Source organism: Actinokineospora sp., assembly GCF_052390155.1.
Classification (GTDB): Bacteria; Actinomycetota; Actinomycetes; order Mycobacteriales; family Pseudonocardiaceae; genus Actinokineospora.
In genome coordinates this window covers 79,047-103,538 of record NZ_JBQTHF010000031.1, presented here as the reverse complement: position 1 = coordinate 103,538, position 24,492 = coordinate 79,047, and the positions used below count along the sequence as shown (strand labels likewise).

The window sequence follows — 24,492 nt, the reverse complement described above, 5'->3', positions numbered from 1 at the left end:
GGGGGGCCTGCGGGGGGGGGCGGGGGCCCGGGGGCGTGGGCGCGGGGGGGGGGGGTGGGGCCTCCGGGCGGTGGGGGGGGGCTGGTGCTCGCCGGTCGGGGATATGGGGGGCGCACGGGCAACGCCGGGCATATCGGGCATGTGGTGGCCGACGCGGATGGGGATCCGTGCGTGTGTGGTGGGCGCGGGTGTGTGGAGACAGTGGCCAGTGGGCCGAACATGGTGCGGTGGGCCCGGTCGCGAGGGTGGCAGGCGCCGGAGCATGCGGACGCGGCGCAGCTCGCGGCAGCCGCGATGGCGGGCGACGAGATCGCCAAAGCCGCGTTCGAGCGGGGTGGGCGGGCGGTTGGGCGGGCCATTGTGGGGGTGGCCGCGGTGACCGATCTGGATCTGGCCGTGGTGGGCGGCGGGGTGGCGAACGCGGGTGAGCTGCTGTTCGCGCCGATCAGGGCGGCGGTCGCCGAGCATGCGCGGCTGTCGTACGTGGGCGATCTCCGGGTTGTACCTGCGGCGCTGGGCAAGGACGCGGGAGTGGTGGGAGCCGCGGCCCTGGTCGCCCGTCGAGACCACGGGGTGCGCACCGGATAGGTGCTCGCCTGCCATAGGTGCGCATTCGGACAGATCCTCGCGAACCCTCCAGACCACGACCCCAACCGCGCACCAACCAATCCCCGGGCGAACCCTCCAGACCACGACCCCAGCTGCGCATCAACCAATCCCCAGCCAACCCTCCAGGCCACGACCCCAGATCCACACCCGGGAAGGTCTCCGCCGCGAGGTCCACATCGGACAGGTCGCCGCAGGTCAGGGGCGGGGGGTGCGGCCCATCAGGTAGAACTCGTTGTTGGGGCGTAGGGACATCAGGTGGGCCAGGCGGTTGGACATGGCGAAGAACGCCGTGATCGCGCCGATGTCCCAAATCTCCTGGTCGGCCAAGCCGGCCTCGTGGGCCAGGGCTATGTCGTGGTCGCCGAAGGAGGCCGAGTCCACTGAGAGTGCGAGGGCCAGATCGACTATGGCGCGCTGGCGGTCGGTGAGGGGCGCGGACCACGGGTTCGCGGCGACGTGGTCGGCGATGTGCGGGTCCTTGGTGCGGATGCGCAGGATCGCGCCGTGGGCCACCACGCAGTAGGTGCAGTGGTTGGCGCCCGAGGTGGCGACGACGACCAGTTCGCGTTCGGCCTTGCTCAGTCCGTCGTCCGAATCCATGAGGGCGTCGTGGTAGTCGAGGAAGGCGCGCAGCTCGGCCGGGCGGTGGCCAAGGCCGAGGAACACGTTGGGCACGAAGCCGGACTTCTCGGCTATCGCACCGATCCGCGCGCGCAGGTCTTCGGGCAGGTCGGGCAACTCGACGGTGCCGAAGCGGCTCACAGTGTCGGTCATGTCGGTGAAACTAGTCGCGGCTGGAGGGGCTGACCCTGCGGAGTCAACAGGATCGGCGTTACTCCACCCGTTCAGCGCAATGATCGGCAGATGGCGGCGGTGGTAGCCCATCCGATGTAGCGGCCAGTCGTCGATTCACCCGATAGGTGAGGCACATCACAGTCCACCGCTCATCGCTGAACACGCTCCGCTCATCGTCTACTTCTGAGTAGCAACAAGATCGAACCGGGGCGAGGAGGACACTTCAGGGTGAACAAGAGATCTCAAAAGGAGCTCGAAAACCTTGACCGTGACAGGACCGGAGTCCACCCGAACGGACGACCGCCGCACCCTGCACCTGACCTTCGGACCCGACCGCCGCCCGGCGCGCGCGTCGAGTCCCGCCGCCGGGTCTGACCGACAGTCGCGCCGGACGACCGGTGACCGGCTCATGCTCGCCGCCGAACGCGCGTTCGGCGGCTGGGCGCCGACGCTGCGCCTCGCCCTGCTGATGGTGTCGCTCATCGTCGCCGGGCTGGCGGTGACCGTGGTACTCGCGGGCGTCGTCCCGGCGGTGATCAGCGCACTCGTGCTGGTCGCGATACGCGCGACGCGCAGCAGATAGCGGGTGCAGGCCCCGGGGTCCGGGGCCTGCACCGCTCACTCAGTGGGCGCCCACCTTGCGCAACCGCTTGCTGTCCTCGTCGACGTGGTAGTCCTCGGGGTTGGTCTGGTCGGTGCCGTTGAACTTGTGCATCCGCCGGGCGATGACCGTCACCACCACGGCGACCAGCAGGTTCGCCGCGAGCGCCAGGATGCCCACGTAGATCTGCACGGTCGAGCCCGCGAACGGGTGCCAGCCGAACACGTCCAGCTCGCCCAGCTTGAGCGCGGACCCGCCGAAGTGCGCGCGCTTCCCGTCGGCGCTGGGGATGTTGTAGAGCTGCACCATGCCCCAGGTCATGCCGACGACCCAACCCGCGACCAGGCCCCACACGTGGAACCAGCGGGTGTAGAGCGCGATGGCGACCGCGGGCAGCGTCTGCAAGATCATCACACCGCCGATGAGCTGCAGGTCGATGGAGAACTGCGGGTCGATGAACAGGATGAACGCGACCGCGCCGAACTTCACCACCAGCGAGGCGTACTTGGCCTGCTGCGCCTCCTGCTTCGGGTTGGCGTCCTTGCGGATGTACTCCTTGTAGACGTTGCGCGTCCACAGGTTCGCGGCGGCGATCGACATGATCGCGGCGGGCACGAGCGCGCCGATCCCGATGGCGGCGAACGCGATGCCCGCGAACCACGACGGGAACTGCTGCTCGAACAGGTTCGGCACGATCGTGTTCGTGTCCGGGTTGCCCGTCGCCTGGTTGACCAGCGGTTTCGTGCCCGCGGCGATGGCCATGAAGCCGAGCAGCGCGAGCAGGCCGAGCAGCAGTGAATACGCGGGCAGCGCGGACATGTTGCGCTTGATCACCGTACGCCCGCGCGAGGCGAGCACCCCGGTGATCGAGTGCGGGTAGAGGAACAGCGCGAGCGCCGAGCCGAGCGCGAGGGTGGCGTACTGGAGCTGGTTGTTGCCGTTGAGCAGGATGCCGTCGCCGGGGGCGGGCGACGCGGCGAACTTCTCGTTCGCCGAGCCGAATATCTCGGCCCAGCCGCCCAGTTTGATCGGCAGGTAGATCACCGCGACGATGATGACCACGTAGATCAGGATGTCCTTGACGAACGCGATCAGCGCGGGCGCGCGCAGCCCCGACTTGTAGGTGTAGACCGCGAGGATGATGAACGCGATCAGCAGCGGCAGGTGCCCGACGATGCCCGAGCCGTTGAAGCCCAGCGTGCGCAGCACCGCCTCCAGGCCGACGAGCTGCAACGCGATGTAGGGCATGGTGGCCACGATCCCGGTGATCGCGACGAGCAGCGCCAGCACGGGCGAGCCGTAGCGGCCGCGAACGAAGTCGGCCGGGGTGACGTAGCCGTGCACGCGCGACACCGACCACATGCGCAGCAGCGGCATGAAGACGATCGGGTACACGATCACGGTGTAGGGCAGCGCGAAGAAGCCCGCCGCGCCCGCGCTGAACATCAGCGCCGGGACCGCGACAAAGGTGTACGCGGTGTAGAGGTCGCCGCCGATGAGGAACCAGGTGATCCAGGAGCCGAACTTGCGCCCGCCCAGACCCCACTCGTCGAGGTGGTCGAGGGTGTCGCCCGCCTGCCATTTCGCCGCGACGAACCCCATGATCGTCACCACGCCGAACAGCACGGTGAAGATGATCAGCTCGGGCCACTGCAGGTCGCTCATCGCGCCACCCCCTCGTCGTCGCCGGGCTCGGCGGGCACGTCTCTGGTCTTGACGAACACGATCGACGTGCAGGTGACGCCGACCAGGATGCCGAGGAACTGGAACCAGTAGAAGAACGGCATCCCGAACAGCTCGGGGCCGGTGCGGTTGAACAGGGGGGTGATCAGCCAGATCATCGGAACCAGCAGCAGCAGGTTCCAGGGGCTCCAGCGCAGACCGGAACCCGCCTTTCCGGGCGGTGCCATGGCTACCTCGCTCACGTCGGTGTGTGCCGGGCAACACTAGAGCCCCGGCGAAGGCACGTCACTGATTCACCACACCAGAATCGCCGCCGGGATTCGTCCACTCTTTCCTCCCTCTTTCCACAGGCTGTGCACAAGTGTGTCCACAGCCTGTGGACAACTTGGCCCGCAGCCCACAGCGACACCGGGGACGTTCGGCGCCGATCTACCCACAGCGCCATCCTCAGCTGAGGCAGCCGTACCGGTCGGCCAGGAGGTCACCGATGATGAGCAGACACGGCAGGCAGCGGACGCCCTGGTGCGTGCGGGTGATCTGGCCGAACGGCACGGTGTGCGCGCACGCGGCGTGCACGAAGCTCGCGGGCCGCTCGTCACCGGGGAAGGCGTGCACCCGGTCGTCGGCGCCCGACAGCCGCCACTGCCACCTCGCCGCCTCGCGCACTCGACCTCCGCATGTCTCGTCAGGCACCCCTGATTGTCCAGACGCCGAGAAGGCCACCGCGCGCGCGGTGGCCTTCTCGGTGACTCTCGGTCGGTGCTCAGCCCAGGCGCTGCCGCAGCGAGTCCAGCTCGTCGCGCAGGGAGGTGGGCAGCTTGTCGCCGATCTTGGTGAACCACTCCTCGATCAGCGGCAGCTCGGCGCGCCACTCGTCGGCGTCGACCTTGAGGGATGCCTCGATGTCGGCGCGGTCGTCGTCCAGGCCGGTGAGGTCCAGGTCGTCGGCGGTGGGCACCCAGCCGATCGGGGTCTCGGCGGCCACGGCCTTGCCCTCGATGCGCTCGATGGCCCACTTCAGCACGCGCGAGTTCTCGCCGAACCCGGGCCACAGGAAGCGCTTGTCGTCGCCGCGACGGAACCAGTTGACGTAGAAGATCTTCGGCAGCTTGGTCGCGTCGGCGCTCTTGCCGGTGTCGATCCAGTGCTGGAAGTAGTCGCCCGCGTGGTAGCCGATGAACGGCAGCATCGCCATCGGGTCGCGCCGCACGACGCCGACCTTGCCGACGGCGGCGGCGGTGGTCTCACTCGACAGCGTGGCGCCCATGAAGGTGCCGTGCTGCCAGTCGCGCGACTCGGTGATCAGCGGGATCGTGGTGGCGCGGCGGCCGCCGAAGAAGATCGCCGAGATCGGCACGCCGTTCGGGTCGTCCCACTCGGCGGCCTTGGTGTCGCACTGGTCGATCGGCGTGCAGTAGCGCGAGTTCGGGTGCGCGCTCTTCTCCTCCGACGCCGGGGTCCAGTCCTGCTTCTTCCACGAGGTGAGGTGCGCGGGCGGCTCGCCCATGCCCTCCCACCAGATGTCGCCCTCGTCGGTCAGCGCCACGTTGGTGAACAGCGAGTTGCCCTTGGCGATGGTGCGCATCGCGTTCGGGTTGGTGTGGAAGTCGGTGCCGGGGGCGACGCCGAAGAAGCCGTTCTCCGGGTTGACCGCGTAGATGCGGCCGTCCGCGCCGAAACGCATCCAGGCGATGTCGTCGCCGATGGTCTCGACCTTCCAGCCCGGGATGGTCGGCTCCAGCATCGCCAGGTTGGTCTTGCCGCACGCGCTCGGGAACGCCGCCGCGATGAAGTAGACCTTCTTCTCGGGCGAGGTGAGCTTGAGGATCAGCATGTGCTCGGCGAGCCAGCCCTCGTCGTGGCCGATCACCGAGGCGATGCGCAGCGAGTAGCACTTCTTGCCGAGCAGGGCGTTGCCGCCGTAGCCGGAGCCGTAGCTCCAGATCAGCCGCTCCTCCGGGAAGTGCACGATGTACTTGGTGTCGCTGCACGGCCACGCGACGTCGGCCTGGCCGGGCTCCAGCGGCGCGCCGATCGAGTGCAGCGCGGGCACGAAGTCGCGCTCGGCGCCGTGCTCGTCGACGAACTTCGCCAGCGCCTTGGTGCCCATCCGGGTCATGATCTTCATCGAGACCACGACGTACTCGGAGTCGGTGATCTCCACGCCGAGCATCGGGCTGTCGGCCTCCAGCGGGCCCATGCAGAACGGGATCACGTACATGGTGCGACCACGCATGCAGCCCCGGTACAGCTCGGTCATGATGGCCTTCATCTCGGCCGGGTCCATCCAGTTGTTGGTGGGACCAGACTGCGCCGCGTCGTGCGAGCAGATGAAGGTGCGCTCCTCGACGCGCGCCACGTCGTTGGGGTCCGACGCCGCGTGGAACGAGTTCGGCTTCTTCTTCAAGCGGGTGAACGTGCCCGCGTCGACCAGCTTGTCGGTGAGTCGGGTCCACTCCTCGTCGGAGCCGTCGACCCAGACCACCTCGTCGGGGGCGGTCAGCTCGGCCACCTCGCGTACCCATGCCAGGAGTCGCTTGTGTGTCGTCGGTGCCTGGTCAACGCCAGGGATTGTCACTGCCGTCATCTCGCCTCGTCTCCTGACTGAACGCCGAAATGCCGATCAGGACGCCGCTGTCCCGACCGGGACCTCGGCGTCCTCATCGAATGGCGGAGCCCCCGCCCGTGGTGGGAGCGGGTGGCGTGCCATGAAGGAATACATCGAGGTTAGCGAAGTGACGGGCAGGTAACCGATACCTGTCCTGTCGGTTCTCTCACAAGAACGATAAGGGAATCGATTCAGTACACGGATGCGGTCTCGTTGGGGTGTCCGGTTACCGAACGGTCACCACGGAGAGTGAGTCTGCCCACGTCACACGCCCTATCCGAGGAAAGATCCCGGCACGCGGAGCGCGTGCCGGGACCGGGTTTTCCGCCTCGATCGGCGTCGGTTCAGCCCTGCCAGGCGGAGTCGGCGGCGGTGGTGGCGTTCGCGCCCTCGGACTCGTAGGTGCCGTCGGCGTTGATGTGGCCGGTCTCGACGGTGGTCCACTCGTCCTCGCCGGAGTGCTGCGCCACGGTCACGTCGCCATCGGCCTCGATGACGATCGCCTCGTCGGCCTCGCCGTCGCCGTCCGAGTCGGTGAAGGCGTAGGTGTTGCCCTGCTCGTCGGTGACCACGGCGGTGTCGTTGGTGCCGTCGCCATCGGCGTCGTACTCGGCCGGACCGGCCTCGACGTCACCCTGCTTGGTGTCGACGGTGATCGACTCGCCGCCGGTGGCGTCCTTCGGCTCGCCCGCGTCGTCCGAGCCGGTGGCCACGGGGACGCTGTCGCTGCCACCGGAGTCCGAAGAGGAACCCCGGCCGTCCGCGCCGTCGCCGGAGGGGGCCGCCACGGTGTCGGCGTCGGCCTCGGTCCACTCGCCGGAGGACTCGTCGTACTCGGCGGCGGCGGTCACGTTGCCGTCCTCGTCGAGCTCGACCATGGTGTCGGCGGTGCCGTCGCCGTCGGTGTCGTGGAAGGCCATGTAGCCGTCCTCGGTCTGCACGACGGCGGTGTCGTTGGCACCGTCCTTGTCGTAGTCGTAGTTCTCCTCGACCTCGTACTCCTCGCCGCCGACCTCGACGGTGAGTTCGTCCTGGGCGGCGTCGTCCGCCGTGGCGTCGGTGGTGTCGTCGGCGCCGGTCTCGTCCACGTACACGGGTGCCCCCTAACTGGTCCCTTGCGGGATTTTCTCGTCCTGGTTGCGGGTATGACTTACCTGTCGCCGAGCCGGTTCCAGGCGTTGCCGATGTTCTTCGTCGGCGCCGATCAGGTCAGGATTTGTCGCGCACGGAGCGGATGCTCGCCAGCAGCTTCTCCGCGCGGTCGCGCCCGGCAACCACGTCGGTCAGCCGCTTGTTTACCACGGTCACCAGCTTCTGGCGCTCGCTCACGTCAAGTCGTAATGCCTTGTCGACCTCGCGGAGCTGTTCCTCGATGCCCACGATGCGCTTGCCCAGCGCCTCGTCCAGCGCGAGGGACAGTTGCGACTCGGCGTCGATGAGCTGCTCGGAGACCAGTTGATCCAATGTGGACCGTGAGTCGGCGATCGATTCGTTGAGCCACAGCTTCATGTGCTGCTTGTCGGCGGTGTGCTTGCGGGTGCGGGCGATCCACCAGCCCGCGCCGAGGCCGATGATGATCGTGGGCACCAGCAGGATCGGCGCGGCGATGGCACCCGCGAGCGGGATGACGGCCATCTTGCCCGCGCCGATGCCGCCGGAGACGCCCATGAACACCAGCAGTTTGTCCTCGGCCGTCGGCATCCGCTTGTCCGCGGCGCGCAGGATCACCTGGGACTGGCCGGAGCGGGCGAACTGGGCGCGGATGACGGCGAGTTCGTCGGCGCTGAACAGTTCGGACAGGACGGTGTCGGCGACCTGGTTGAGCCGCACGCTCACCGAGTGGCTGATCCGGCCGGACACCATCTGCATGGCGGCGTCTACCTGGCCGGGCAGATCCTTGAGCCGGTCGCGGTCGGCCGCATCGATGGCCTGGCGGAACCACGATTGCAGGTCGCGCATCTGGCGGCTGACCTCGTGCGCGTTCTCCAGCCGGGCGCGCTGGATCTCGCTGCGCAGCCGGACCTGCCAGCCGCGCGTGGACGAGCGGCGCTCGGCGGTCAGTTCGTCCTTGCGCCCGCGCAGCGCCTCGGCCTCGGCCTCGCCGGTGGTGAGCGCGCGGCGTTCGTTGTCCAGCTTGACGTTCAGCTCACCGAGCGCGGATGACAAGGCACGCAACGTGTTCGCCTCGGACAGCATCGCCGAGCGGCCGACGAGCAGCGACTCCAGCGCGGCCTGGAGCTCGGTGACGCCCGAGCGCTCCCTGAGCATGCCCGCCGCGTCCGGGTTCGGCGCCTTGCCCGCCAGTTCGAACATGCGCGCCGACACCGGGTGGAAGGTGGCCCCGGCGAAGCGCGGCGCGTACTCGGCGAGCAGCGCCTGGTTTGCCGCGAGCACCTCCCGCCAACCCCGGTATTGGTCCACTTTGGACAGTGCGAAGACCACCGTCTCGACCCGTTCGCCCACGCCGGCGAGGAAGTTCAGCTCGCCCAGGGTGAACGGCGCGGACGCGTCGACAACGAACAGCAGCGCGGTGGCCGACGCGGCGGCCTCCACGGCCAGCTCGCCGTGCACCGAGTCGAGGCCGCCGACGCCGGGGGTGTCCACGATGACCAGCTTCTCCAGCAGCGGCACCGGGCCGTCGACCTCGACGTAGCGCGGCGGCAGTTCGCCGTCGGGCAGCTCGTGGGAGGCCGACACCCAGTTGATCAGTTTGCCGAGGTCGACCGGGACCGGCGCGAGCTGGCCGGGGTAGCAGGCGCGCGCCTCCCAATTCGGCGCGTGGCCGAACACCAGGTAGGTCGCCGTCGCCACGTCGGCGTCCACAGGGGACAGTCCCGGCGTCTCGATCAAGGCGTTGACCAGCGAACTCTTGCCCCGGTTCGTCTCGCCGACCACGACGACCGAGGGCTTCTTCTTCCGCCGCGACCGGATCTCCTCGACCCACTGCGCCGCCGCGGGCTCGGCCTCCTTGAGCAGCGCGAGCAGCTTCTCCCTGGCCTGCGCGACCTGCTTGGGCAGCGACAGCGGCGGCTGGGTCATCCGGTGGTCGCCCTGCTGGTGTAGACGGTGACGATCGGCGGCCGCAGCACCTGCCCGCGATCGCTGAAGCCGACGACCTCGGTCTCGGCGACCCGGCCGTCGAGCGCGTCGTCGGCGGTGTCGGCGGTGCCGCCCGCCTCGTGGAACGCCGGGTCGAAGCGGTCGCCGTCCGGCCGCAGCGCGGTGACCCCGACCGCGGCGAGCCCCTCCTCGATCCGCTCGGCGACCCCGGAGCTGCGGGCCCGGTCGTGCGCGTAGAGGCACAGCGTCACCAGCGACCGGCGTTCGTCGAGCGCCTGGTCGTAGAGCTCCGGCGCGATGCTCACCAGCGCGGGCTCCACCCGGAAGTCGTCCACCAGCTCGATCTCGTCGGCTCGCTGCTCGGGTTCGCCCGCACGGACGGCGTCCGCGATCACCTGCGCCCGCACCTCGATGGTGGAGTCCTCGACCTCGTCGTCCTTGCGCTTGGCCTTGAACCAGGAAGCCACTTGGTGATCACCCAGCCTGTTCGCGGAGTTGCCGATCCTCGACGGTCATGACGACCCGTCGCTGCGGAGTTGTTGCCAGATAAGGAAATACGAGCGGTGCACGACGTGCGCGACCCGGCTCTGCGCCGGGGTGGCGCCGAAGGAGGCGAACGACCGCCACCAGCCGGCGCGCTCCAGCGCGTAGGCCGACAACTCCTTGTGCGGTCGGCCTTTCATGCCCAACTGCGTGCCGATGTCGGCGCTGCCGCCGACCCGCAGTACCTCCTCGGCGAGGTCTTCTGGCATGTTGACCGCGCCGGAGGTGACCAGGGTCAGCGCCTCCAGCAGGCGCAGTTGGTGCGCCTCGGGCTTGGCCAGCAGCACCTCGATCGCGTCGTGCACGCGCTGGCGCTCACCCGGATCGCCCGACGCGTGCGCCAGCGCGGTGATCGAGGCCAGCGCGGCGGCGGCCTTGATGCCGTCGGCCCGCACCCGGAACACCGCGTCGAGCCTGCCGCGCACGCCGGCGAGCCCGGAGGCGTCGAGCAGCCTGCGGCGCAGCGCGCCCGCGGTCAGGTCGGGGTCGGCCTTGAGCGCGTCGACCGCGACGCGGATGCCGTAGAGGTCGAGCGTCGCCAGCAGCCGGGCGCGGGTGCCCGCGGGAACCTCGCAGTCCCAGGTGGTGAAGATGTCGGCCGAGAGCAGCATGGTGTCCCAGGTGCCATCGTCCAAGTGGGACAGTGCGCGCAGCGCGTCGGCGTCGGCGGAGGTGAAGCCGCCGGACTCGGCCGACTCGGCGAGCAGCCCGATCACCGGGATCACGTCGGCCACCCGCGGCTTGAGCGTCGCGGCCTGCTTCTTGGCGAGCAGACACGCGGCCTTCCACACGTCGCCGTCGCTGCCGGTGACCGACTCCGGGGTGATCGTGTCGGCCTTGTTCAGCACGGCGAACGCGTTGACCGGGCCCGCCTCGCGGCTCGCGGTGGCGGCGGTGAACGCGGCCAGCGCCTGCTGGTCGTCGGCCCGGACGCCCTGGGTGACGACGTAGAGCACGGCCTCCGCGCCCGCGACCGCGTTGCGGGAGGTGTCGTCCAGCTCGTCGGACTCCGCCGCGTCCTCCTCGGTGCGGTGCTTGGCCGCGCCGAGGAGCTGTTCGGTGCGCTTGACCGAGGCGGCGTCGAGCGAGCCGAGGCCGGGGGTGTCGATGACGGTCAGGTCGCGCAGGACGGCGTTGGTCAGGTACGCCTCAAGGTGGGAGACCTGGTCGAAGTCGACTTCGAGGTCCTTGGGGATCATGCCGCCGACGTCGAAGGGCAGCACCTGCTTGCGGCCGTCGAAGAAGACCAGCTCCACCCGGTCGACGGTGCCGTACTGGAAGCGGGTGACCAGCCGGGTGCACTCGCCGACGTCGGTGGGCGCCACCCGCCGCCCGATGAGCGCGTTGACCAGGGTGGACTTGCCCGACTTGATCCGCCCGGCCACCGCGACCTGCAACGGCGCGGAGAGCCTGCGCAGCACCTCGCGGAACCCGGCGGCGGTGCGCGCGGACACCTGCGGCTGCAGGCGCTCGCACAGATTGGCGACGGCGGCGGACAGCGGCCCGGCGAGATGCTGCTGTTCGGTGGCGGTGGTCAAGCCGATCCTCCTCGGTCCGACCCGAATCGTGCCATGACCGGCCCGTCCCGGTGTCGACTCCCGCCCGGTCGCTCAACCTTGGGGCGGATCGTCAAGTGCGACGGTGGGTGGACGCGCGCGGAGCGGGTGACTGCCTACGCTCATGCGGTGCGGCGGTTGAGCTTGTGGATGAAGGCGCATCCGATGGCCGGGGACTCGGCCATCGCGGCGCTGCTTGCCGCCGTGGAGCTGCTGGCGTTGCTCGCGATGCCCGCGGGCGTGCATCCCGTGGCGTACTGGCTCGTGGACGCCGTGCTGCTGGTGCCGCTGGTGGTGCGCAGGCACAGTCCGCTGCTCTGCGCGTACCTCATCCTGGCGGGCGGGTTCGGCCAGCTCTTCACCCACACCGGCGCCTCGATCCTCAAGCTGGCCGACGTCGCGCTGGGCATCGCGCTCTACACGCTGGTCACCTACGTGGGCAGGCGGCAGGCCGCGCTGTACGCGGTGTGGCTGGCGGTCGGCACGACCGCGTGGGCGCTGTGGCGGGTCGGGATGGCCGATGCGATCCTGATCTCGCTGGTCATCGTGGTGGTCTTCGCGTTCTGCTGGGTGCTGGGCGAGTTCTCCGGCGCCCGCCGGGCCTACCACGGCGAGGTCGAGCGGCGGCTCGCGCTGCTGGAGACCGAGCGCGACCAGCAGGCCAGGATCGCCGTGGGCGAGGAGCGGGCGCGGATCGCGCGCGAGCTGCACGACGTGGTGGCGCACGCGGTGAGCGTGATCGTGGTGCAGGCGGACGGCGCGGCGTACGCGGTGCGGTCGCAGCCGGAGCTGGCCGAACGCGCGATCAACACCATCTCCGCCACCGGCCGCGAGGCGCTGACCGAGCTGCGGCGACTGCTGGGCGTGCTGCGCAGTGACAACGTCGAGTCCGACCGCACGCCGCAGCCGGGCGCGCAGTCGATCTCCGACCTGGCCGAGCGGGTGCGCGCGATCGGGGTGCCGGTGCGCCTGGACCTCGCGGGCGAGCTGGACGACCTGCCTGCGGGCGTCGGGCTGGGCATCTACCGGATCGTGCAGGAAGCGCTCACCAACACCATCAAGCACGCCGGGCCGGGCGCGCACGCGGCCGTGCAGGTCAAGCGGGTCGGGGACCGGGTGGAGCTGGACATTTCCGACAACGGGCCGGGCACGTCACGGGGGCTGTCGACGGTGGGCGGCAACGGGCTGATCGGCATGCGCGAGCGGGCGAACGTGTTCGGCGGGACGCTCCAGGCGGGCCCGAACATCGGCGGCGGCTGGCTGGTCCGGGCCGTACTGCCGGTGACCACCGCGTAGAGGGGCTACCTTGGGCCGCGTGATCAGGATTGTGCTGGTGGACGACCAGGAACTGATGCGCGTCGGGTTCCGCATGGTGCTCGGCGCGCAGGAGGACATGGAGGTCGTCGGCGAGGCGGGCGACGGGCGCGCGGCCATCGAGCTGGCCGAGCGGCTGCGCCCGGACGTGGTGCTGATGGACGTGCGCATGCCGGTGCTCGACGGCGTCGAGGCGACCAAGGTGATCACCGAGAACGGCACGTCGAAGGTGCTCGTGATGACCACCTTCGACCTGGACGAATACGCGTTGTCGGCCCTGCGCTGCGGGGCGAGCGGCTTCCTGCTCAAGGACACCCCGCCGAGTCACCTGGTGTCCGCGTTGCGCTCGGTGGCCAGCGGCGACGCCGTGGTCTCACCGAGCGTGACGCGGCGGCTGCTCGACCGGTTCCTCGGCCCGGGCGGCGGCGAACTGCGCGACGCGGCCGTGCTCGACGTGCTGACCGAGCGCGAGCGGGAGGTGCTCGTGCTGATGGCGCAGGGGCTGTCGAACACCGAGGTCGCGCGCAAGCTGTTCCTGTCCGAGGCCACGGTGAAGACCCATGTCGGGCGGGTGCTGTCCAAGTTGGAGCTGCGGGACCGGGTGCAGGCCGTCGTGCTCGCCTACGAGACCGGGCTCGTCCGGCCGGGCGACGTCTGATCGCGGGGGAGCAGGCGCGGCCTGCGGGTCCGCAGGTCGTGTTCGGCCACCTCGATCGCCGCGTCCAGGGCCGCCCGGAACAGTGCGATGTCGTCCATCTCCAGGGTGAACAGCACTTCGTTGTCGGGGCCCGCGATCAGCACCGTGCCGTCGTTCACCGCCACCTCGCACACCCCGAGGTCCCGGTCGCTGTCCGTGCAGTGCAGCAGCCAGGACCGCCGCGGGTTGGGCAGGGCGATGATCGGCGCGTAGCCGTTGTTGCTCTCCATGCTTAAAGTATCGGGACGTTGCAATTCGCTGTAAAGTCATCTGATCGGGTGAATCCTAGTGTGCACTCGACCCGGGACACCATACGGTTGGAGCAACCAATCCGCCCGAAACGGAGTACACCATGCCACGACGTGCCGGCCTGTCGGTCCGGTCCCGCCGAATCGCCTTCGAGTTGCGCAAGCTGCGCGTGGCGAGCGGCATGAGCTGCGCCGAGCTGGCCAAGTCGGTCGACATGTCCGGCAGCAAGGTCAGCCGGTTCGAGACCTGCGAGAGCGGGATCTACTTCGACGACGTGGAGAAGCTGCTCGACTTCTTCGACGTCGGCGCGGAACGCCGGGCGTTCCTGCTGGACCTGGCCCGCCACGCCGCGCAGCGCGGCTGGCTGCGCGTACACGGCGCCCAACTCCCGGACGACTGGCAGACCTGGATCGACCTGGAGGCCGAGGCCAGCGCCCTGTTCAGCTATCAACCCCTGATGATCCCGGGTCTGCTGCAAAGCACCGAGTACGCGCGGGCGATCATCCGCGCCACCGGGCCTGCCCTGTCCGACGACCAGGTGGATCTGCTGATCTCCAGTCGGATGTCCCGCCAGGGTCTGCTGTCCCGATCCCGGCCGCTGCGGCTCGACGCGATCATCGAGGAAGGCGTGCTCACCCGCCCGATCGGCGACGCCGAGGCGCTGGCCCGGCAACTGCGGAACCTGGCCGACTCGGCGGCCCGGCCGAATGTGACCGTTCGGGTGCTGCCGACTGCCGCCGGGCTGCATTCCGGCCTGTACGGCCCGTTCGTGATCATGGACTACGACGACGAGGCCAGCCTGGTGCTGCTGGAGAACAAGGTTTCCAATCTGCTCCTGGACGAGCAAGAGCACATCGACGCCTACAGCCGATCATGGGACGGCCTCGCCAAGCTGGCACTGGACGAGGACGAGTCGATCGAGGTGATCCGCTCGGCCGCGCGCACGGTGTCGGCGCTGTGACACGATCTCCGCATGACCCCGTTGGACCCCACCCAACTGTCCTGGCGCAAGAGCAGCCGCAGCGGCGCAACCTCCGACTGTGTCGAGATCGCCCACGTCGACCTCGCCTGGCGCAAGAGCACCCGCAGCACCGCGAACTCCAACTGTGTCGAGATCGCCCACGCGGATCACCTCGCCTGGCGCAAGAGCAGCCGCAGCACCGCGAACTCCGACTGCGTCGAGATCGCCCACGCGGAGCCACTGGTCGCCGCCCGCGACTCCAAGAACCCGACCGGCCCCCTGCTCGCCTTCCCCCGATCCGACTTCGCCGCCTTCCTCACCACCTTGCACGCCTGACCAGCGCAAACGTCGTCGCGGTGGTTGTCGGTGCGCACATAGGCGCGAATCACCCGATGCGGGAAAGACGTGTCCGCGGGCTCGTGATCACGGGTCTGTGACGCGTACGCTCCCGGCATGGCTTCGCCGGAGATCCAGCGCAAGATCGACCGCCACGGCGCGGATATCGATGCGCTCTACGACTTGCTCGACGCGACGAACACCAAGCTGGGGACGGTCGCGGACGTACAGCAACAACACGGAATCCGTCTGGACGAGATCCAGCAAACCCTCAACCACCACGAAGTCCGCTTCGACCAGATAGACACCCGCTTCGACGGCATCGACGCCCGCTTCGGCGGCTTGGAAGGCCGCATCGGCGGCTTGGAAGGCCGCTTCGACGGCTTGGAAGGCCGCTTCGGCGGTATGGAAGGCCGCTTCGGCGGTATGGAAGAGACCCAACGCGAGATCCTGGAACTTCTGCGCGCGGGCCAGGTCGGTCCCACCCCCAAGTGACCTGCCACCCGCACGCTCACGAACACCCGGTGAGCGTGCGGGTAGGTCGGCTCGTGCGCCAAGCGCACAGCGCACAGCAACCCGATTCAGCGGTAGGCCGAAGCGTCCACAGTGGACCGGTCGATCCCAGGTAGCACTACCTCGGCGTACCAGCGGCCCCAGTCCGGGCGGGTGCCGTCGAGGTCGGTGAAGCCGTATTCGCGCATGAGGGTCCAGCTCGCCAGGGTTTGGCCCGCGAACCGGGACACCTGCGGGTCGGCGGCCAGCGCGGCGACGGCGCGGCCGGTGTAGCGCGGCGTCTCGGCCAGCACGTAGTCCGGGTGGTTCGCGATGGCATCGCGCCACGTCGCCTCGGTGACGCCGAAGGTCTCCAACATCATCTCCGAGCGCAGGTAGCCGGGGGTCACCGCGAGGCCGGTGACCCCGTGCGCCGCGAGGTCCTTGCCGAGCACGCGCCCGAGCGCGCGGATGCCGGACTTGACCAAGTAGTACGGGATTCCGGTGCCCGGGTAGTCGTCGTCATCGCCGTCGGTGATCTCGATGACCAGTCCGCCGGGCTGCTCGACCACGAGCGGCAGCAGCTTGTGCAGCGCGATCAGATGAGTGTCGATCCCGTTGCGCACCACGCCAAGCGCTCTGTCCAAATCGGACTCCCAGTACGGGGTGCCGAACTGCACGAACGGGTCGCCGCCCCAGACGTCGTCCACCAGGATGTCCACGCTGCCGTGGTCGGCCTCGATCCGGGCGCGCAGTGTGTCCACATCGGACACCACGGTGAAATCGCAGCGCACCGCGATGCCCGTGCCGCCTGCCTTGTCGACCAGTTCCGCCGTCTCTTCGATGGTCTCCGGGCGGTTCATCGGCGACGTGGACTCGCGTGTCGTACGTCCGGTGACGTACACCGTCGCCCCGGCCGCGCCGAGTTCGATCGCGATGCCGCGCCCGCAGCCCCGGGTCGCGCCCGTGACCACCGCGACTTTGCCTTCCAACATGACGGTTCTCCTATCCCCGGTGCCATGCCGCCAGCACCGCGTCGACGTCTTCGGTCAGCCGGTCGGCCAGCCGCCCGTGCGGCCGGATCGACCAGTCCATCGACACTCCGTTCACGACCGCGAGCAGCACGCGGGCCGCGCGCGGGGCGGGCGGCGCGCCGGGCAGGTCGGGCGCCGCCGCCCGCAGCGCCCGGCGCAGCTCGGCCTCCATCGCCGCGTAGTGCAGCCCGAGCAGGGCGCGCAGGTCGGGGTCGAGCAGATCGACACCGAGCTGGCCCAGGTTGTTGGCGGCGCTTTCGGCGTCGCCGAGGCCGACATAGGTCGCCGCCGCCGCGCGGACACCGTCCACAGGGGTCGGTGCCGCCTCGGCGGCGGCGCGCATGCCCGCCGTGACTTGGGCCGTGGTCGCCACGGTCAACGCGCGCAGCAGGCCGCCCTTCGAGCCGAACCGCTGCGCCACCGTGCCGACCGACACCCCGGCGCCCGCCGCGACGTGCGCCAGGGTGAACCCTGGGCCGTTGCGGGCGATGGCCGCGGCAGTTGCGTCCAGTAACCGCTGGTCGGTGATGGTTTTCGGCCGGGGCACCCAGTTATTGAACCACTGTTCACTAACCTCTGCCACCCTTTGGGGTGGTGGGAACTACCTCTGGAAGTTGACCCGCGCCTGCGACCACAGGACGACGCGCGTGCCCCCGCCGTGGGCACATGCTCAGTGGCAACGGACAGGAACGCGGACATTCACCGCACAAGGGAGAGACCATGATCGAGGCGATCGGCCTCAGCAAGCGGTACGGGAAAACGCTTGCCGTCGACAATCTGTCGTTCACCGTCCCAACCGGACGGGTCACCGGCTTCCTCGGTCCCAACGGCGCCGGGAAGTCGACAACCATGCGGATGGTCCTCGGCCTGGACACACCGACCGCCGGGTCCGCGCTGATCGACGGCAAGCGCTACCAGGAGCTGCGCCACCCGCTGCGTACCGTCGGCGCGCTGTTGGACGCCAAGTGGGTGCACCCGAACCGCTCGGCCCGCGCCCACCTGCTGTGGATGGCGAAGTCCAACAAGATTTCCACCAAGCGGGTCGACGAGGTGCTGGGGATCGTCGGCCTGACCAACGTGGCGACCAAGCGCGCGGGCGGGTTCTCCCTGGGCATGTCGCAGCGCCTCGGCATCGCCGCCGCGCTGCTCGGCGACCCGCACGTGCTGCTGTTCGACGAGCCGGTCAACGGCCTCGACCCCGAGGGCATCCTCTGGATCCGCAACTTCATGCACAAGCTCGCCGACGAGGGCCGCACGGTGTTCGTCTCCAGCCACCTGCTGTCCGAGATGGCGCTGACCGCGCAGGGACTGGTGGTCATCGGCCGCGGCAAGCTGATCTCCGAGAGCAGCACCGAGGAGTTCGTCGCGCAGGCGACCGAGAACACGGTTCGCGTGCGCAGCCCCCGGATCGCCGACCTGCGCACCGCGCTCGGCCGCACCGGAGTGTCCATCCGGGACGAGGGCGACAGCCTCATCGTGTCCGGGATGGACAGTGCGGCGATCGGTGAGCTGGCCGCGCGGACCGGGACCGTGCTGCACGAGTTGAGCCCGCAGCGCGGTTCGCTGGAAGAGGCGTTCATGCAGCTCACCGGGGACGCCGTGGAGTACCAGGCCGTCGCGGAAGGCCAGGCCGCCGCCGATCTCGCGCCCGCCGGGAAGTGACGACATGACCCTGCTCGCAGTCGAACGCATCAAGCTGTTCACCACCCGCTCGCCGTGGTGGTGCACCGCCGCCGCGCTGGCGATCACCATCGGATTCGCCGCGCTCATCGCGGGCACCGCCAGCGACCTGTCGACGGTGAACGTCGCCTCGACCCAGTTCGGATACGGCTCCGGCCAGGTCGTGGTCATGGTGATGGCCGCACTCGCGATCACCACCGAATACCGGTTCTCCACCATCCGGGCCACCTTCCAGGCGATCCCGAACCGGACCGCCGCCCTGCTCGCCAAGGCCACCGTCGTGACGCTGCTGGCGGCCGTGATCGGCGCGGCGGCGTCGTTCGGGTCGTGGGGCATCTCGAAGCTGATCAAGCCGCAGGCCGACCTGGCCATCTCCACCGCCTACGAGTGGCGCGCGGTCGGCGGTGTCGCCCTGGTGTTCGCCATCACCGCCGTCATCGCGGTGTCGGTGGGCATCCTGGTGCGGCACTCGGCCGGTGCGATCTCGCTGGTGCTGATCTACAGCCAGTTGGTCGAGGGCCTGGTCACGCTCATCCCGAACGTCGGCGCGAAGATCCACAAGTGGCTGCCGTTCAACATGGCGGACCGGTTCCTGACCGGAAACCCCGATCCGACCTCGCGGCCGCTGGAGTTCGGCCCGGAGCCGTCGGACGTGACACTCAGCCCGTGGGCCGCGCTGGCCTACTTCGCCGGATTCGCGCTGGTGCTGTTGATCACCGCGCTGGTCGTAGCCAACAAGAGGGACGCCTGATGACCCTGCTCGCCACCGAACGGATCAAGCTGTTCACCACCCGCTCGCCGTGGTGGTGCACGCTGACCGCGCTAGCGGTGACCATCGGACTCACCACCCTGATCGTCGCCACGACGAGCGACACGCTGCTCGTGTCCGTGGAGACCACCCAGTTCGGCTACGTGTTCGGCCTCATGGTGGTCATGGTGATGGCCGCGCTCGCGATCACCACCGAATACCGGTTCTCCACCATCCGGGCCACCTTCCAGGCGATCCCGAACCGGACCGCCGCCCTGCTCGCCAAGACCACCGTGGTCGCCCTGCTGGCCGGGGTGATCGGGGAGATCGCGGCCTTCGGCTCGTGGGGCATCGCGAACGTCCTCAAGCCCAACGCCGACCTCGCCCTGAACAGCGCGGCCGACTGGCGCCTGGTGGCGGGTACCGGCGTGATCTACGCCGTCTCCGCGGTGATCGCCGTGGCGGTCGGCGTGCTGGTCCGCCAGTCGGCGGGCGCGATCTCGATCGTGCTCATCTGGTCGCTGCTGGTGGAGAACCTCATCGCACTGATCCCGCGAGTCGGCGACGACATCCAGCGCTGGCTGCCGTTCAACGTCTCGCGCAGCTTCCTCGGTGTGCCCGGGCCGGACCCGGCGCTGAGCGCGTGGTGGTCGCTGGCCTACTTCGCGGGCATCGCCGCCGTGCTGCTGATCATCGCGCTGGCGACGGCGGCCAAGCGGGACGCCTGACAGCCCGTCCCGGCTTGGCCGGGACCCAATCCGGGGGACGTGGGCCCGGGTCACTCTCGGGGGGTGACCCGGGCTCCCGTATGTCCTGGGCTCGCGGCCGGGTTTCTACACCGGGCTCGGCGATTAAGACCACGTTAAGAGGCTGTGAGGGCTACCACAGGTTCGGGACAACGGGCTAACCTGCAAGGTCATATGGGTGTGTAACCGTCTCGGATGCCCTGGGAGGTGGACCTTGACGGTCGTTGATCCCAGCGCCCCGACCGCGCCACGCAGTCGCAACCACGGCCTGCACGTCGAGCCCCTGATCGGGCTGGAGTGGGCCGACGCCCTCGAACAGCCCGTGGCCGCGGCCGCCGCGCGGCCCGCGGAGGCCCGCAAGTCCTGGGTGCACCGCGCGCACGAGGCCCAGGTGCTCGCCCTCTACCTGGCCGCGAAGGCCGCCGAGCCCGACGTGCCCGCGCCGTGGTGGCTGCGGGCGGTCGCCGCGGGTGCGCTGCCGTCGCGCCGCGAGGGGTTCCTGGTCGAGGACCGGGTCACCAAGCTGCTCGACGCGCGGCCCGGCTGGGTGTTCGTGCCGTGGGGCGTCGACGGCGACACCGGGTACTGGGAGTACATGCCCTCGGAGCGCAGGCTCAGCGAGCCGGGCATGCCGACCACGCTCGCGCACACCGACCGGCACCCGGGCTGGATCGACGTGGTGGCCGTGCACGCGGGCCCGCCGCCCGCGCCGATCGCCGTCGCGGGCATGGCCGACCTTCGCTCGAACCTGGCCCGGCTGGAATCCCTGACCCCCTGACCGGCAGGCTTAGTCGCGTGACACCGACCGAGCAGCAGCCGCGCGCCCGCAGCGTGGTGAGTTTCGTGCACCGGGGCGGGCGGATGACCGTCGGCCAGACCAGGGCGTGGGAGCGCCGCTGGGACGAACTGGGCAAGCAGGTGCCGCAGCTCCCGCCCGGCCCGCTCGACCTGGACTCCTGGTTCGGTCGGCGCGCGCCGATACTGCTGGAGATCGGCTCCGGCATGGGCGAGACCACCTCCCAGCTCGCCAAGGTCGCGCCGGAGCTGAACTACCTGGCCGTCGAGGTGTACCAGCCGGGGCTCGCGCAACTGCTGCTGCGGGCCGAGGCACTGGAGCTGACCAACCTGCGGCTGCTGCGCGGCGACGCGGTGGTGCTGTTCACCGAACACCTCCCGGCCGGATCGCTCGCGGGCGTGCGGATCTTCTTCCCCGACCCGTGGCCGAAGAAGAAGCACCACAAGCGGCGGCTGGTGCAGCCGGAGTTCGTCGCGCTGGTCGCGAGCAGGCTGGCCCCCGGCGCGACCCTGCACCTGGCGACCGACTGGGCGAACTACGCCGAGCAGATGCTGGCTGTGCTGTCCGCCGAGCCCCTTTTGCGCAACCGGCACGCCGACGAGCCCGGTGGGTGGGCCCCGCGCCCCGAGTGGCGGCCGGTGACGAAGTTCGAGTCCCGAGCCCGTGCCGAGGGGCGGATCAACCGAGACCTCATCTTCGAACGAGTGAATGGCTGACGTTCCGTAACACAACGGGACGGAAATCCACCCAACCGAGTAGTCGAGCCCACGCCCTGACGTGCCGATATCTCTGGTGTGACCGCTCTGCGCGACGACCTCCGCTCGCTCCCGGCCGGGAGCGAGCGTTCAGTGCGCAACACGCTGCACCACGCCGCGGCGGACTTCCTCGCCATGTTCCACGCCGCGCGCCCGAAGGCGGGCGAGCTGGCTGTCCGGCTGGCCAAGGTGCGCGCCGAGATCGCCGCCACCGGCACCTACCGGCACACCCCGGCCGAGCTGGCGTTCGGCGCGCGGGTGGCGCTGCGCGAGAGCGGCTGGTGTCCCGAAGCCGTGCCGTGGCGGGGAATCCTGGTGCGCGACCTGCGCGAGGTCCGCGACGCGGCGAAGGTGGCCGCCGAGTGCGCCCACCACCTGCGCACGGCGACCGCAGACGGCGCGGTCCGCCCGATGGTCAGCGTGTTCGCCCCCGACACGCCGTGGCGCCCCGGGCCGCGCATCCGCAACGACCAACTCGTGCGCTACGCGGGCTATCGCGAGCCCGGTAGGCGCGGCAGCCTGCTGGGCGACCGGCGCTACCTCGACTTCACCATCGGAGTGTGCAGGCTGGGCTGGCGTCCGCCGACGAACCGCAGCGGCTTCGACCACCTGCCGCTGGTGATCGAGACCGGCCACGAGGGCGTACAGCTTCACTCGATCCCGCGCGACGCGGTGCTGGAGGTGTCGCTGGCGCACCCCGATCTGTCGTGGTTCGCCAACCTCGGCCTGCGCTGGCACGCGGTACCGGTGATCAGCAACCAGTGCCTGCGGATCGGCGGCATCGACTACCCGGCGGCGCCGTTCAACGGCGTCTACATCTGCCGCGCGATCGGCGAGGACGTGCTCGCCGAGGAGGCCGCGTACGGCTTGGCCGGGCTCATCGCGGACCGGCTCGGCCTGGACACCGCCACCGACCGCACGCTCTGGCGCGACCGGGTCGCGGTGGAACTCAACCGCGCGGTGCTGCACTCGTTCGACGCGGCGGGGGTCGCCGTCGAGCACTCCGCCGAGGTCTACCTGCCCGCCACCGAGACCGCGGGCCGCCCCGCGTTCGTGCGGCATCTCCCCCCGGCGCAGGTTCGCTGAACCTCCGGGGTGGGAGGATCAGGCCATGAGCGAGCCTGCGAGCGAATCATTGTCACAGGGCGTCCGCGAGCGGCATCACCGAGCCTGCGAGGGGATGGCATGAGCCTGCGTCTGCGTGCCCCCGTGGTGCTGCCCTGCGACCCAGCCTGCTCGGTGCTGCGCGACGCCGTCGTGGACATCGATGCCGCGGGCCGCATCGTCCACTGTGGACCGGCCGCGACCGCTCCCACGGCCACCGGGCCGGTCCGCGAGCTGACCGGAATCCTGTTGCCCGGCCTGGTGAACGCGCACGCGCACAGCCCGATGACCGTGCTGCGCGGCATGGGCGGCGACCTGCCGCTGATGCGCTGGCTTACCGAGGTGATCTGGCCCGCCGAGGCCCGGCTGCGGCCGGAGGACGTGCACGCGGGCATGGTGCTGGGTTCGGTGGAGATGCTGCGCGCCGGGGTGACCACGAGCGCGGAGATGTACTTCCACGGCGACGAGGTGGTCCGCGCGGTGCTCGACACGGGGGCGCGGGTGGTAATCGCGCCCGCGATCATCGACGCGCCCGGCTGGGACTGGCGGACGATGCTCGCCGAGACCAGCGCGTGGATCGACGCCGACGGCCTGCGGTTCGGCCCGGGCGGGCGGATCGAGATCGGCTACGGCCCGCACTCGGCCTACACGCTGGCGCCGGAAGCGCTGACCGAGGTCGGCGCCGCCGCCCGCGAGCGCGGCGCGCTGGTGCACATCCACGTGGCCGAGTCGCTGCCGGAGGACGTCGCGCAGCGCGAGCGGTACGGGTCGGTGCCCGCGCTGCTGCACCAGGCGGGCCTGTTCGGCGGACGCGTGCTGGCCGCGCACGCCGTGCACCTGTCGGACGCCGACATCGCGCTGCTCGCCGCGAACCGGGTCAGCGTGGCGCACTGTCCGGGCTCGAACACCAAACTCGCCTCGGGCATCGCCCGGCTGCGCGACCTGCGGGCCGCGGGGATCGCGGTCGGCCTGGGCACCGACGGCCCCGCGAGCAACGACGACCTCGACCTGTGGGAGGACGTGCGGCTGGCGGCGATGCTCGCCCGAGTGTCCACTATGGATTCCATGGTGGTGGGCGCGGCGGACGTGCTGCTGCTGGCCACCCGCGGCGGAGCGGACGCCCTGCACCGCGACGACATCGGCGCGGTGGAACCGGGCCGCTGGGCCGACCTGGTGCACGTGTCCGTCGACGACCCTGCGTTCGCGGCCGGCCTGGACGTGCCGGACCAGCAGCTCATCGCGAACCTGGTGTGGGCGGCAGGCTCCCGCACCGTGGGCGACGTGTGGGTGGCGGGCGACCAGGTCCTCGCCGACCGCGAGCCGACCCGCGTCGACCGGGGTGAGGCGCAGGCCAGGGCGGGCAAGGTCACCGCCCGCCTGCTCGCGCCCGCCTAACGCGCCCGGGGGCGGATCACCAGGTCGGTGACGTGCGCGTCGTCCGTGGCGGTGACCGCGGTGCGGACGGCGGCGGCGACCGACTCGGGACGCAGGTACCGCTCGCTCTCGTAGTCGCCGCCCTCGTCGGTGCGGACGGCGCGCTGCATCGCGGTGTCCGTGCGGCCGGGGTAGACCGAGGTGACGCGGAGTCCCCCGGCATCCTCCTCACCCCGCAGGACGTCGGCGTACGCGCGGAGGGCGAACTTGCTGGCCGCGTACGGCCCCCAGCCAGGGTGCGCCGTGCGGCCCGCGCCAGAGTTGATCAAGACCACGTGGCCGCGAGCGAGTCGCAGCGCGGGCAGCAGCAACCGGGTCAGTTCGGCGACCGCAACGACGTTGACCTCGTAGGTCGACCGCCACAGCTCCGCCGTGGCCTCGGTCAGCGGGCCGACCCGTGCGACGCCCGCCGAGTGCACCAGCAGGTCGAGGCTGCGCAGGCCGGACGTCGCCGCGGCCAGCGCCGCCGGGTCGGTCAGCTCGACCGGCCACGGCCGCGCGTCGGGCAACTCGTCCGCGACCGCCTGCAACGCGGCCAGATCCCGGCCGCCGAGCAGCAGCGTGTGCGTGTCCGCCAACGCGCGGGCGATAGCCGCGCCGATGCCGCGGGACGCGCCCGTGACCAAGGCCAGAGGCCGCTTATCCATGGGGCCAACCTAGCGGCGTACCCGCCGTCGAGCCGACGACGGGT

27 protein-coding genes are annotated in these 24,492 nt (G+C 70.2%); 14 read left to right on the top strand and 13 right to left on the bottom strand.

Going from position 1 to position 24,492, the window contains the following annotated elements:
- The first annotated feature begins 54 nt into the window (after window positions 1-54).
- The gene (locus tag ACT4N7_RS13520) at window positions 55-588 is read left to right on the top strand and encodes an ROK family protein (RefSeq protein WP_444829041.1); all 534 of its coding nucleotides are present in this window, start codon (window positions 55-57) and stop codon (window positions 586-588) included.
- 216 nt (window positions 589-804) lie between these two features.
- On the opposite strand, the gene ACT4N7_RS13515 is transcribed toward ACT4N7_RS13520, so the two are convergent.
- Complete coding sequence (locus ACT4N7_RS13515; RefSeq protein WP_444829040.1) at window positions 805-1,383, bottom strand: peroxidase-related enzyme; 579 nt, start codon at window positions 1,381-1,383, stop codon at window positions 805-807.
- A gap of 283 nt (window positions 1,384-1,666) precedes the next feature.
- Between ACT4N7_RS13515 and ACT4N7_RS13510 the strand changes: the two genes are divergently transcribed.
- On the top strand, window positions 1,667-1,987 hold the full coding sequence (locus tag ACT4N7_RS13510) for a hypothetical protein (RefSeq protein ID WP_444829039.1): 321 nt from the start codon (window positions 1,667-1,669) through the stop codon (window positions 1,985-1,987).
- 39 nt (window positions 1,988-2,026) lie between these two features.
- Here the strand turns inward: ACT4N7_RS13510 and mctP are convergent, their stop codons facing one another.
- The 8 genes from mctP to ACT4N7_RS13470 all read right to left on the bottom strand — a co-directional run bounded on the left by mctP (window position 2,027) and on the right by ACT4N7_RS13470 (window position 11,437).
- Window positions 2,027-3,670, bottom strand: coding sequence for a monocarboxylate uptake permease MctP (gene mctP / locus ACT4N7_RS13505; protein WP_444829038.1), 1,644 nt, complete (start codon window positions 3,668-3,670; stop codon window positions 2,027-2,029).
- Window positions 3,667-3,915 carry a DUF3311 domain-containing protein gene (locus tag ACT4N7_RS13500; protein ID WP_444829037.1) on the bottom strand — a complete coding sequence of 83 codons (249 nt, stop codon included), beginning with the start codon at window positions 3,913-3,915 and terminating at the stop codon, window positions 3,667-3,669. The genes mctP and ACT4N7_RS13500 overlap by 4 nt, the downstream gene beginning before the upstream one ends.
- A 220-nt stretch (window positions 3,916-4,135) precedes the next feature.
- A complete protein-coding gene (locus ACT4N7_RS13495; protein WP_444829036.1) occupies window positions 4,136-4,354 on the bottom strand; it encodes a hypothetical protein in 219 nt (72 codons plus the stop codon).
- A gap of 97 nt (window positions 4,355-4,451) precedes the next feature.
- Entirely contained in the window at window positions 4,452-6,275 is a 1,824-nt protein-coding gene (locus tag ACT4N7_RS13490; protein WP_444829035.1) for a phosphoenolpyruvate carboxykinase (GTP), read from the bottom strand.
- Between the two features lie 365 nt (window positions 6,276-6,640).
- Window positions 6,641-7,390 (bottom strand): hypothetical protein, encoded by a 750-nt coding sequence (locus ACT4N7_RS13485; RefSeq protein ID WP_444829034.1) that lies wholly within the window; start codon window positions 7,388-7,390, stop codon window positions 6,641-6,643.
- Window positions 7,391-7,505: 115 nt separating this feature from the next.
- The gene (locus ACT4N7_RS13480) at window positions 7,506-9,335 is read right to left on the bottom strand and encodes a dynamin family protein (protein WP_444829033.1); all 1,830 of its coding nucleotides are present in this window, start codon (window positions 9,333-9,335) and stop codon (window positions 7,506-7,508) included.
- Window positions 9,332-9,823 (bottom strand): nucleotide exchange factor GrpE, encoded by a 492-nt coding sequence (grpE, locus tag ACT4N7_RS13475; RefSeq protein WP_444829032.1) that lies wholly within the window; start codon window positions 9,821-9,823, stop codon window positions 9,332-9,334. The genes ACT4N7_RS13480 and grpE overlap by 4 nt, the downstream gene beginning before the upstream one ends.
- 45 nt (window positions 9,824-9,868) lie before the next feature.
- The gene (locus tag ACT4N7_RS13470; protein WP_444829030.1) at window positions 9,869-11,437 is read right to left on the bottom strand and encodes a dynamin family protein; all 1,569 of its coding nucleotides are present in this window, start codon (window positions 11,435-11,437) and stop codon (window positions 9,869-9,871) included.
- Window positions 11,438-11,605: 168 nt separating this feature from the next.
- On the opposite strand from ACT4N7_RS13470, the gene ACT4N7_RS13465 reads away from it, so the two are divergent.
- Both ACT4N7_RS13465 and ACT4N7_RS13460 read left to right on the top strand, forming a co-directional pair.
- Window positions 11,606-12,751: a sensor histidine kinase gene (locus tag ACT4N7_RS13465; protein WP_444829048.1), complete on the top strand. Its 1,146-nt coding sequence runs from the start codon at window positions 11,606-11,608 to the stop codon at window positions 12,749-12,751.
- 19 nt (window positions 12,752-12,770) lie between these two features.
- A complete protein-coding gene (locus ACT4N7_RS13460; protein ID WP_444829029.1) occupies window positions 12,771-13,427 on the top strand; it encodes a response regulator in 657 nt (218 codons plus the stop codon).
- Here ACT4N7_RS13460 and ACT4N7_RS13455 read toward each other — a convergent pair.
- Window positions 13,391-13,696, bottom strand: a complete 306-nt coding sequence (locus ACT4N7_RS13455) for a hypothetical protein (protein WP_444829028.1) — start codon at window positions 13,694-13,696, stop codon at window positions 13,391-13,393. The two genes, ACT4N7_RS13460 and ACT4N7_RS13455, sit on opposite strands and share 37 nt — an antisense overlap.
- Before the next feature lie 122 nt (window positions 13,697-13,818).
- On the opposite strand from ACT4N7_RS13455, the gene ACT4N7_RS13450 reads away from it, so the two are divergent.
- The 3 genes from ACT4N7_RS13450 to ACT4N7_RS13440 all read left to right on the top strand — a co-directional run bounded on the left by ACT4N7_RS13450 (window position 13,819) and on the right by ACT4N7_RS13440 (window position 15,507).
- Complete coding sequence (locus ACT4N7_RS13450; RefSeq protein WP_444829027.1) at window positions 13,819-14,676, top strand: helix-turn-helix domain-containing protein; 858 nt, start codon at window positions 13,819-13,821, stop codon at window positions 14,674-14,676.
- A gap of 12 nt (window positions 14,677-14,688) precedes the next feature.
- A complete protein-coding gene (locus ACT4N7_RS13445; RefSeq protein WP_444829026.1) occupies window positions 14,689-15,012 on the top strand; it encodes a DUF397 domain-containing protein in 324 nt (107 codons plus the stop codon).
- A 117-nt stretch (window positions 15,013-15,129) separates the two neighbouring features.
- Window positions 15,130-15,507 carry a hypothetical protein gene (locus tag ACT4N7_RS13440; protein WP_444829025.1) on the top strand — a complete coding sequence of 126 codons (378 nt, stop codon included), beginning with the start codon at window positions 15,130-15,132 and terminating at the stop codon, window positions 15,505-15,507.
- An 86-nt stretch (window positions 15,508-15,593) separates the two neighbouring features.
- On the opposite strand, the gene ACT4N7_RS13435 is transcribed toward ACT4N7_RS13440, so the two are convergent.
- Both ACT4N7_RS13435 and ACT4N7_RS13430 read right to left on the bottom strand, forming a co-directional pair.
- Window positions 15,594-16,496 carry an SDR family oxidoreductase gene (locus ACT4N7_RS13435; RefSeq protein ID WP_444829047.1) on the bottom strand — a complete coding sequence of 301 codons (903 nt, stop codon included), beginning with the start codon at window positions 16,494-16,496 and terminating at the stop codon, window positions 15,594-15,596.
- A gap of 13 nt (window positions 16,497-16,509) precedes the next feature.
- A complete protein-coding gene (locus tag ACT4N7_RS13430; RefSeq protein ID WP_444829024.1) occupies window positions 16,510-17,085 on the bottom strand; it encodes a TetR/AcrR family transcriptional regulator in 576 nt (191 codons plus the stop codon).
- Between the two features lie 173 nt (window positions 17,086-17,258).
- Here ACT4N7_RS13430 and ACT4N7_RS13425 point away from each other — a divergent pair, with 173 nt between their 5' ends.
- The 7 genes from ACT4N7_RS13425 (at window position 17,259) to ACT4N7_RS13395 (ending at window position 23,762) form a co-directional block, all read left to right on the top strand.
- Window positions 17,259-18,200 (top strand): ATP-binding cassette domain-containing protein, encoded by a 942-nt coding sequence (locus ACT4N7_RS13425; RefSeq protein ID WP_444829023.1) that lies wholly within the window; start codon window positions 17,259-17,261, stop codon window positions 18,198-18,200.
- 4 nt (window positions 18,201-18,204) lie between these two features.
- Window positions 18,205-18,969 carry a hypothetical protein gene (locus ACT4N7_RS13420; protein ID WP_444829022.1) on the top strand — a complete coding sequence of 255 codons (765 nt, stop codon included), beginning with the start codon at window positions 18,205-18,207 and terminating at the stop codon, window positions 18,967-18,969.
- A complete protein-coding gene (locus ACT4N7_RS13415; RefSeq protein ID WP_444829021.1) occupies window positions 18,969-19,694 on the top strand; it encodes a hypothetical protein in 726 nt (241 codons plus the stop codon). Before ACT4N7_RS13420 ends, ACT4N7_RS13415 begins: the two co-directional genes overlap by 1 nt.
- Before the next feature lie 232 nt (window positions 19,695-19,926).
- Window positions 19,927-20,490, top strand: a complete 564-nt coding sequence (locus ACT4N7_RS13410) for a hypothetical protein (protein WP_444829020.1) — start codon at window positions 19,927-19,929, stop codon at window positions 20,488-20,490.
- An 83-nt stretch (window positions 20,491-20,573) separates the two neighbouring features.
- Window positions 20,574-21,224, top strand: a complete 651-nt coding sequence (gene trmB / locus ACT4N7_RS13405; protein ID WP_444829046.1) for a tRNA (guanosine(46)-N7)-methyltransferase TrmB — start codon at window positions 20,574-20,576, stop codon at window positions 21,222-21,224.
- A 78-nt stretch (window positions 21,225-21,302) separates the two neighbouring features.
- A complete protein-coding gene (locus ACT4N7_RS13400; RefSeq protein WP_444829019.1) occupies window positions 21,303-22,349 on the top strand; it encodes a nitric oxide synthase oxygenase in 1,047 nt (348 codons plus the stop codon).
- Window positions 22,350-22,448: 99 nt separating this feature from the next.
- Window positions 22,449-23,762: an amidohydrolase family protein gene (locus ACT4N7_RS13395; RefSeq protein ID WP_444829018.1), complete on the top strand. Its 1,314-nt coding sequence runs from the start codon at window positions 22,449-22,451 to the stop codon at window positions 23,760-23,762.
- Here the strand turns inward: ACT4N7_RS13395 and ACT4N7_RS13390 are convergent.
- Window positions 23,759-24,448 (bottom strand): SDR family oxidoreductase, encoded by a 690-nt coding sequence (locus ACT4N7_RS13390; protein ID WP_444829017.1) that lies wholly within the window; start codon window positions 24,446-24,448, stop codon window positions 23,759-23,761. The two genes, ACT4N7_RS13395 and ACT4N7_RS13390, sit on opposite strands and share 4 nt — an antisense overlap.
- Window positions 24,449-24,492: the final 44 nt, after the last annotated feature.

What these genes read in the sequence shown, in the direction of transcription:
- ACT4N7_RS13515 (WP_444829040.1), bottom strand. Translation starts at nt 1,383, where the DNA reads ATGACCGACACTGTGAGCCGCTTCGGCACCGTCGAGTTGCCCGACCTG.
- mctP (WP_444829038.1), bottom strand. Translation starts at nt 3,670, where the DNA reads ATGAGCGACCTGCAGTGGCCCGAGCTGATCATCTTCACCGTGCTGTTC.
- ACT4N7_RS13500 (WP_444829037.1), bottom strand. Translation starts at nt 3,915, where the DNA reads ATGGCACCGCCCGGAAAGGCGGGTTCCGGTCTGCGCTGGAGCCCCTGG.
- ACT4N7_RS13490 (WP_444829035.1), bottom strand. Translation starts at nt 6,275, where the DNA reads ATGACGGCAGTGACAATCCCTGGCGTTGACCAGGCACCGACGACACAC.
- ACT4N7_RS13480 (WP_444829033.1), bottom strand. Translation starts at nt 9,335, where the DNA reads ATGACCCAGCCGCCGCTGTCGCTGCCCAAGCAGGTCGCGCAGGCCAGG.
- ACT4N7_RS13465 (WP_444829048.1), top strand. Translation starts at nt 11,606, where the DNA reads ATGAAGGCGCATCCGATGGCCGGGGACTCGGCCATCGCGGCGCTGCTT.
- ACT4N7_RS13455 (WP_444829028.1), bottom strand. Translation starts at nt 13,696, where the DNA reads ATGGAGAGCAACAACGGCTACGCGCCGATCATCGCCCTGCCCAACCCG.
- ACT4N7_RS13450 (WP_444829027.1), top strand. Translation starts at nt 13,819, where the DNA reads ATGCCACGACGTGCCGGCCTGTCGGTCCGGTCCCGCCGAATCGCCTTC.
- ACT4N7_RS13445 (WP_444829026.1), top strand. Translation starts at nt 14,689, where the DNA reads ATGACCCCGTTGGACCCCACCCAACTGTCCTGGCGCAAGAGCAGCCGC.
- ACT4N7_RS13440 (WP_444829025.1), top strand. Translation starts at nt 15,130, where the DNA reads ATGGCTTCGCCGGAGATCCAGCGCAAGATCGACCGCCACGGCGCGGAT.
- ACT4N7_RS13425 (WP_444829023.1), top strand. Translation starts at nt 17,259, where the DNA reads ATGATCGAGGCGATCGGCCTCAGCAAGCGGTACGGGAAAACGCTTGCC.
- ACT4N7_RS13420 (WP_444829022.1), top strand. Translation starts at nt 18,205, where the DNA reads ATGACCCTGCTCGCAGTCGAACGCATCAAGCTGTTCACCACCCGCTCG.
- ACT4N7_RS13415 (WP_444829021.1), top strand. Translation starts at nt 18,969, where the DNA reads ATGACCCTGCTCGCCACCGAACGGATCAAGCTGTTCACCACCCGCTCG.
- trmB (WP_444829046.1), top strand. Translation starts at nt 20,574, where the DNA reads ATGACCGTCGGCCAGACCAGGGCGTGGGAGCGCCGCTGGGACGAACTG.
- ACT4N7_RS13395 (WP_444829018.1), top strand. Translation starts at nt 22,449, where the DNA reads ATGAGCCTGCGTCTGCGTGCCCCCGTGGTGCTGCCCTGCGACCCAGCC.
- ACT4N7_RS13390 (WP_444829017.1), bottom strand. Translation starts at nt 24,448, where the DNA reads ATGGATAAGCGGCCTCTGGCCTTGGTCACGGGCGCGTCCCGCGGCATC.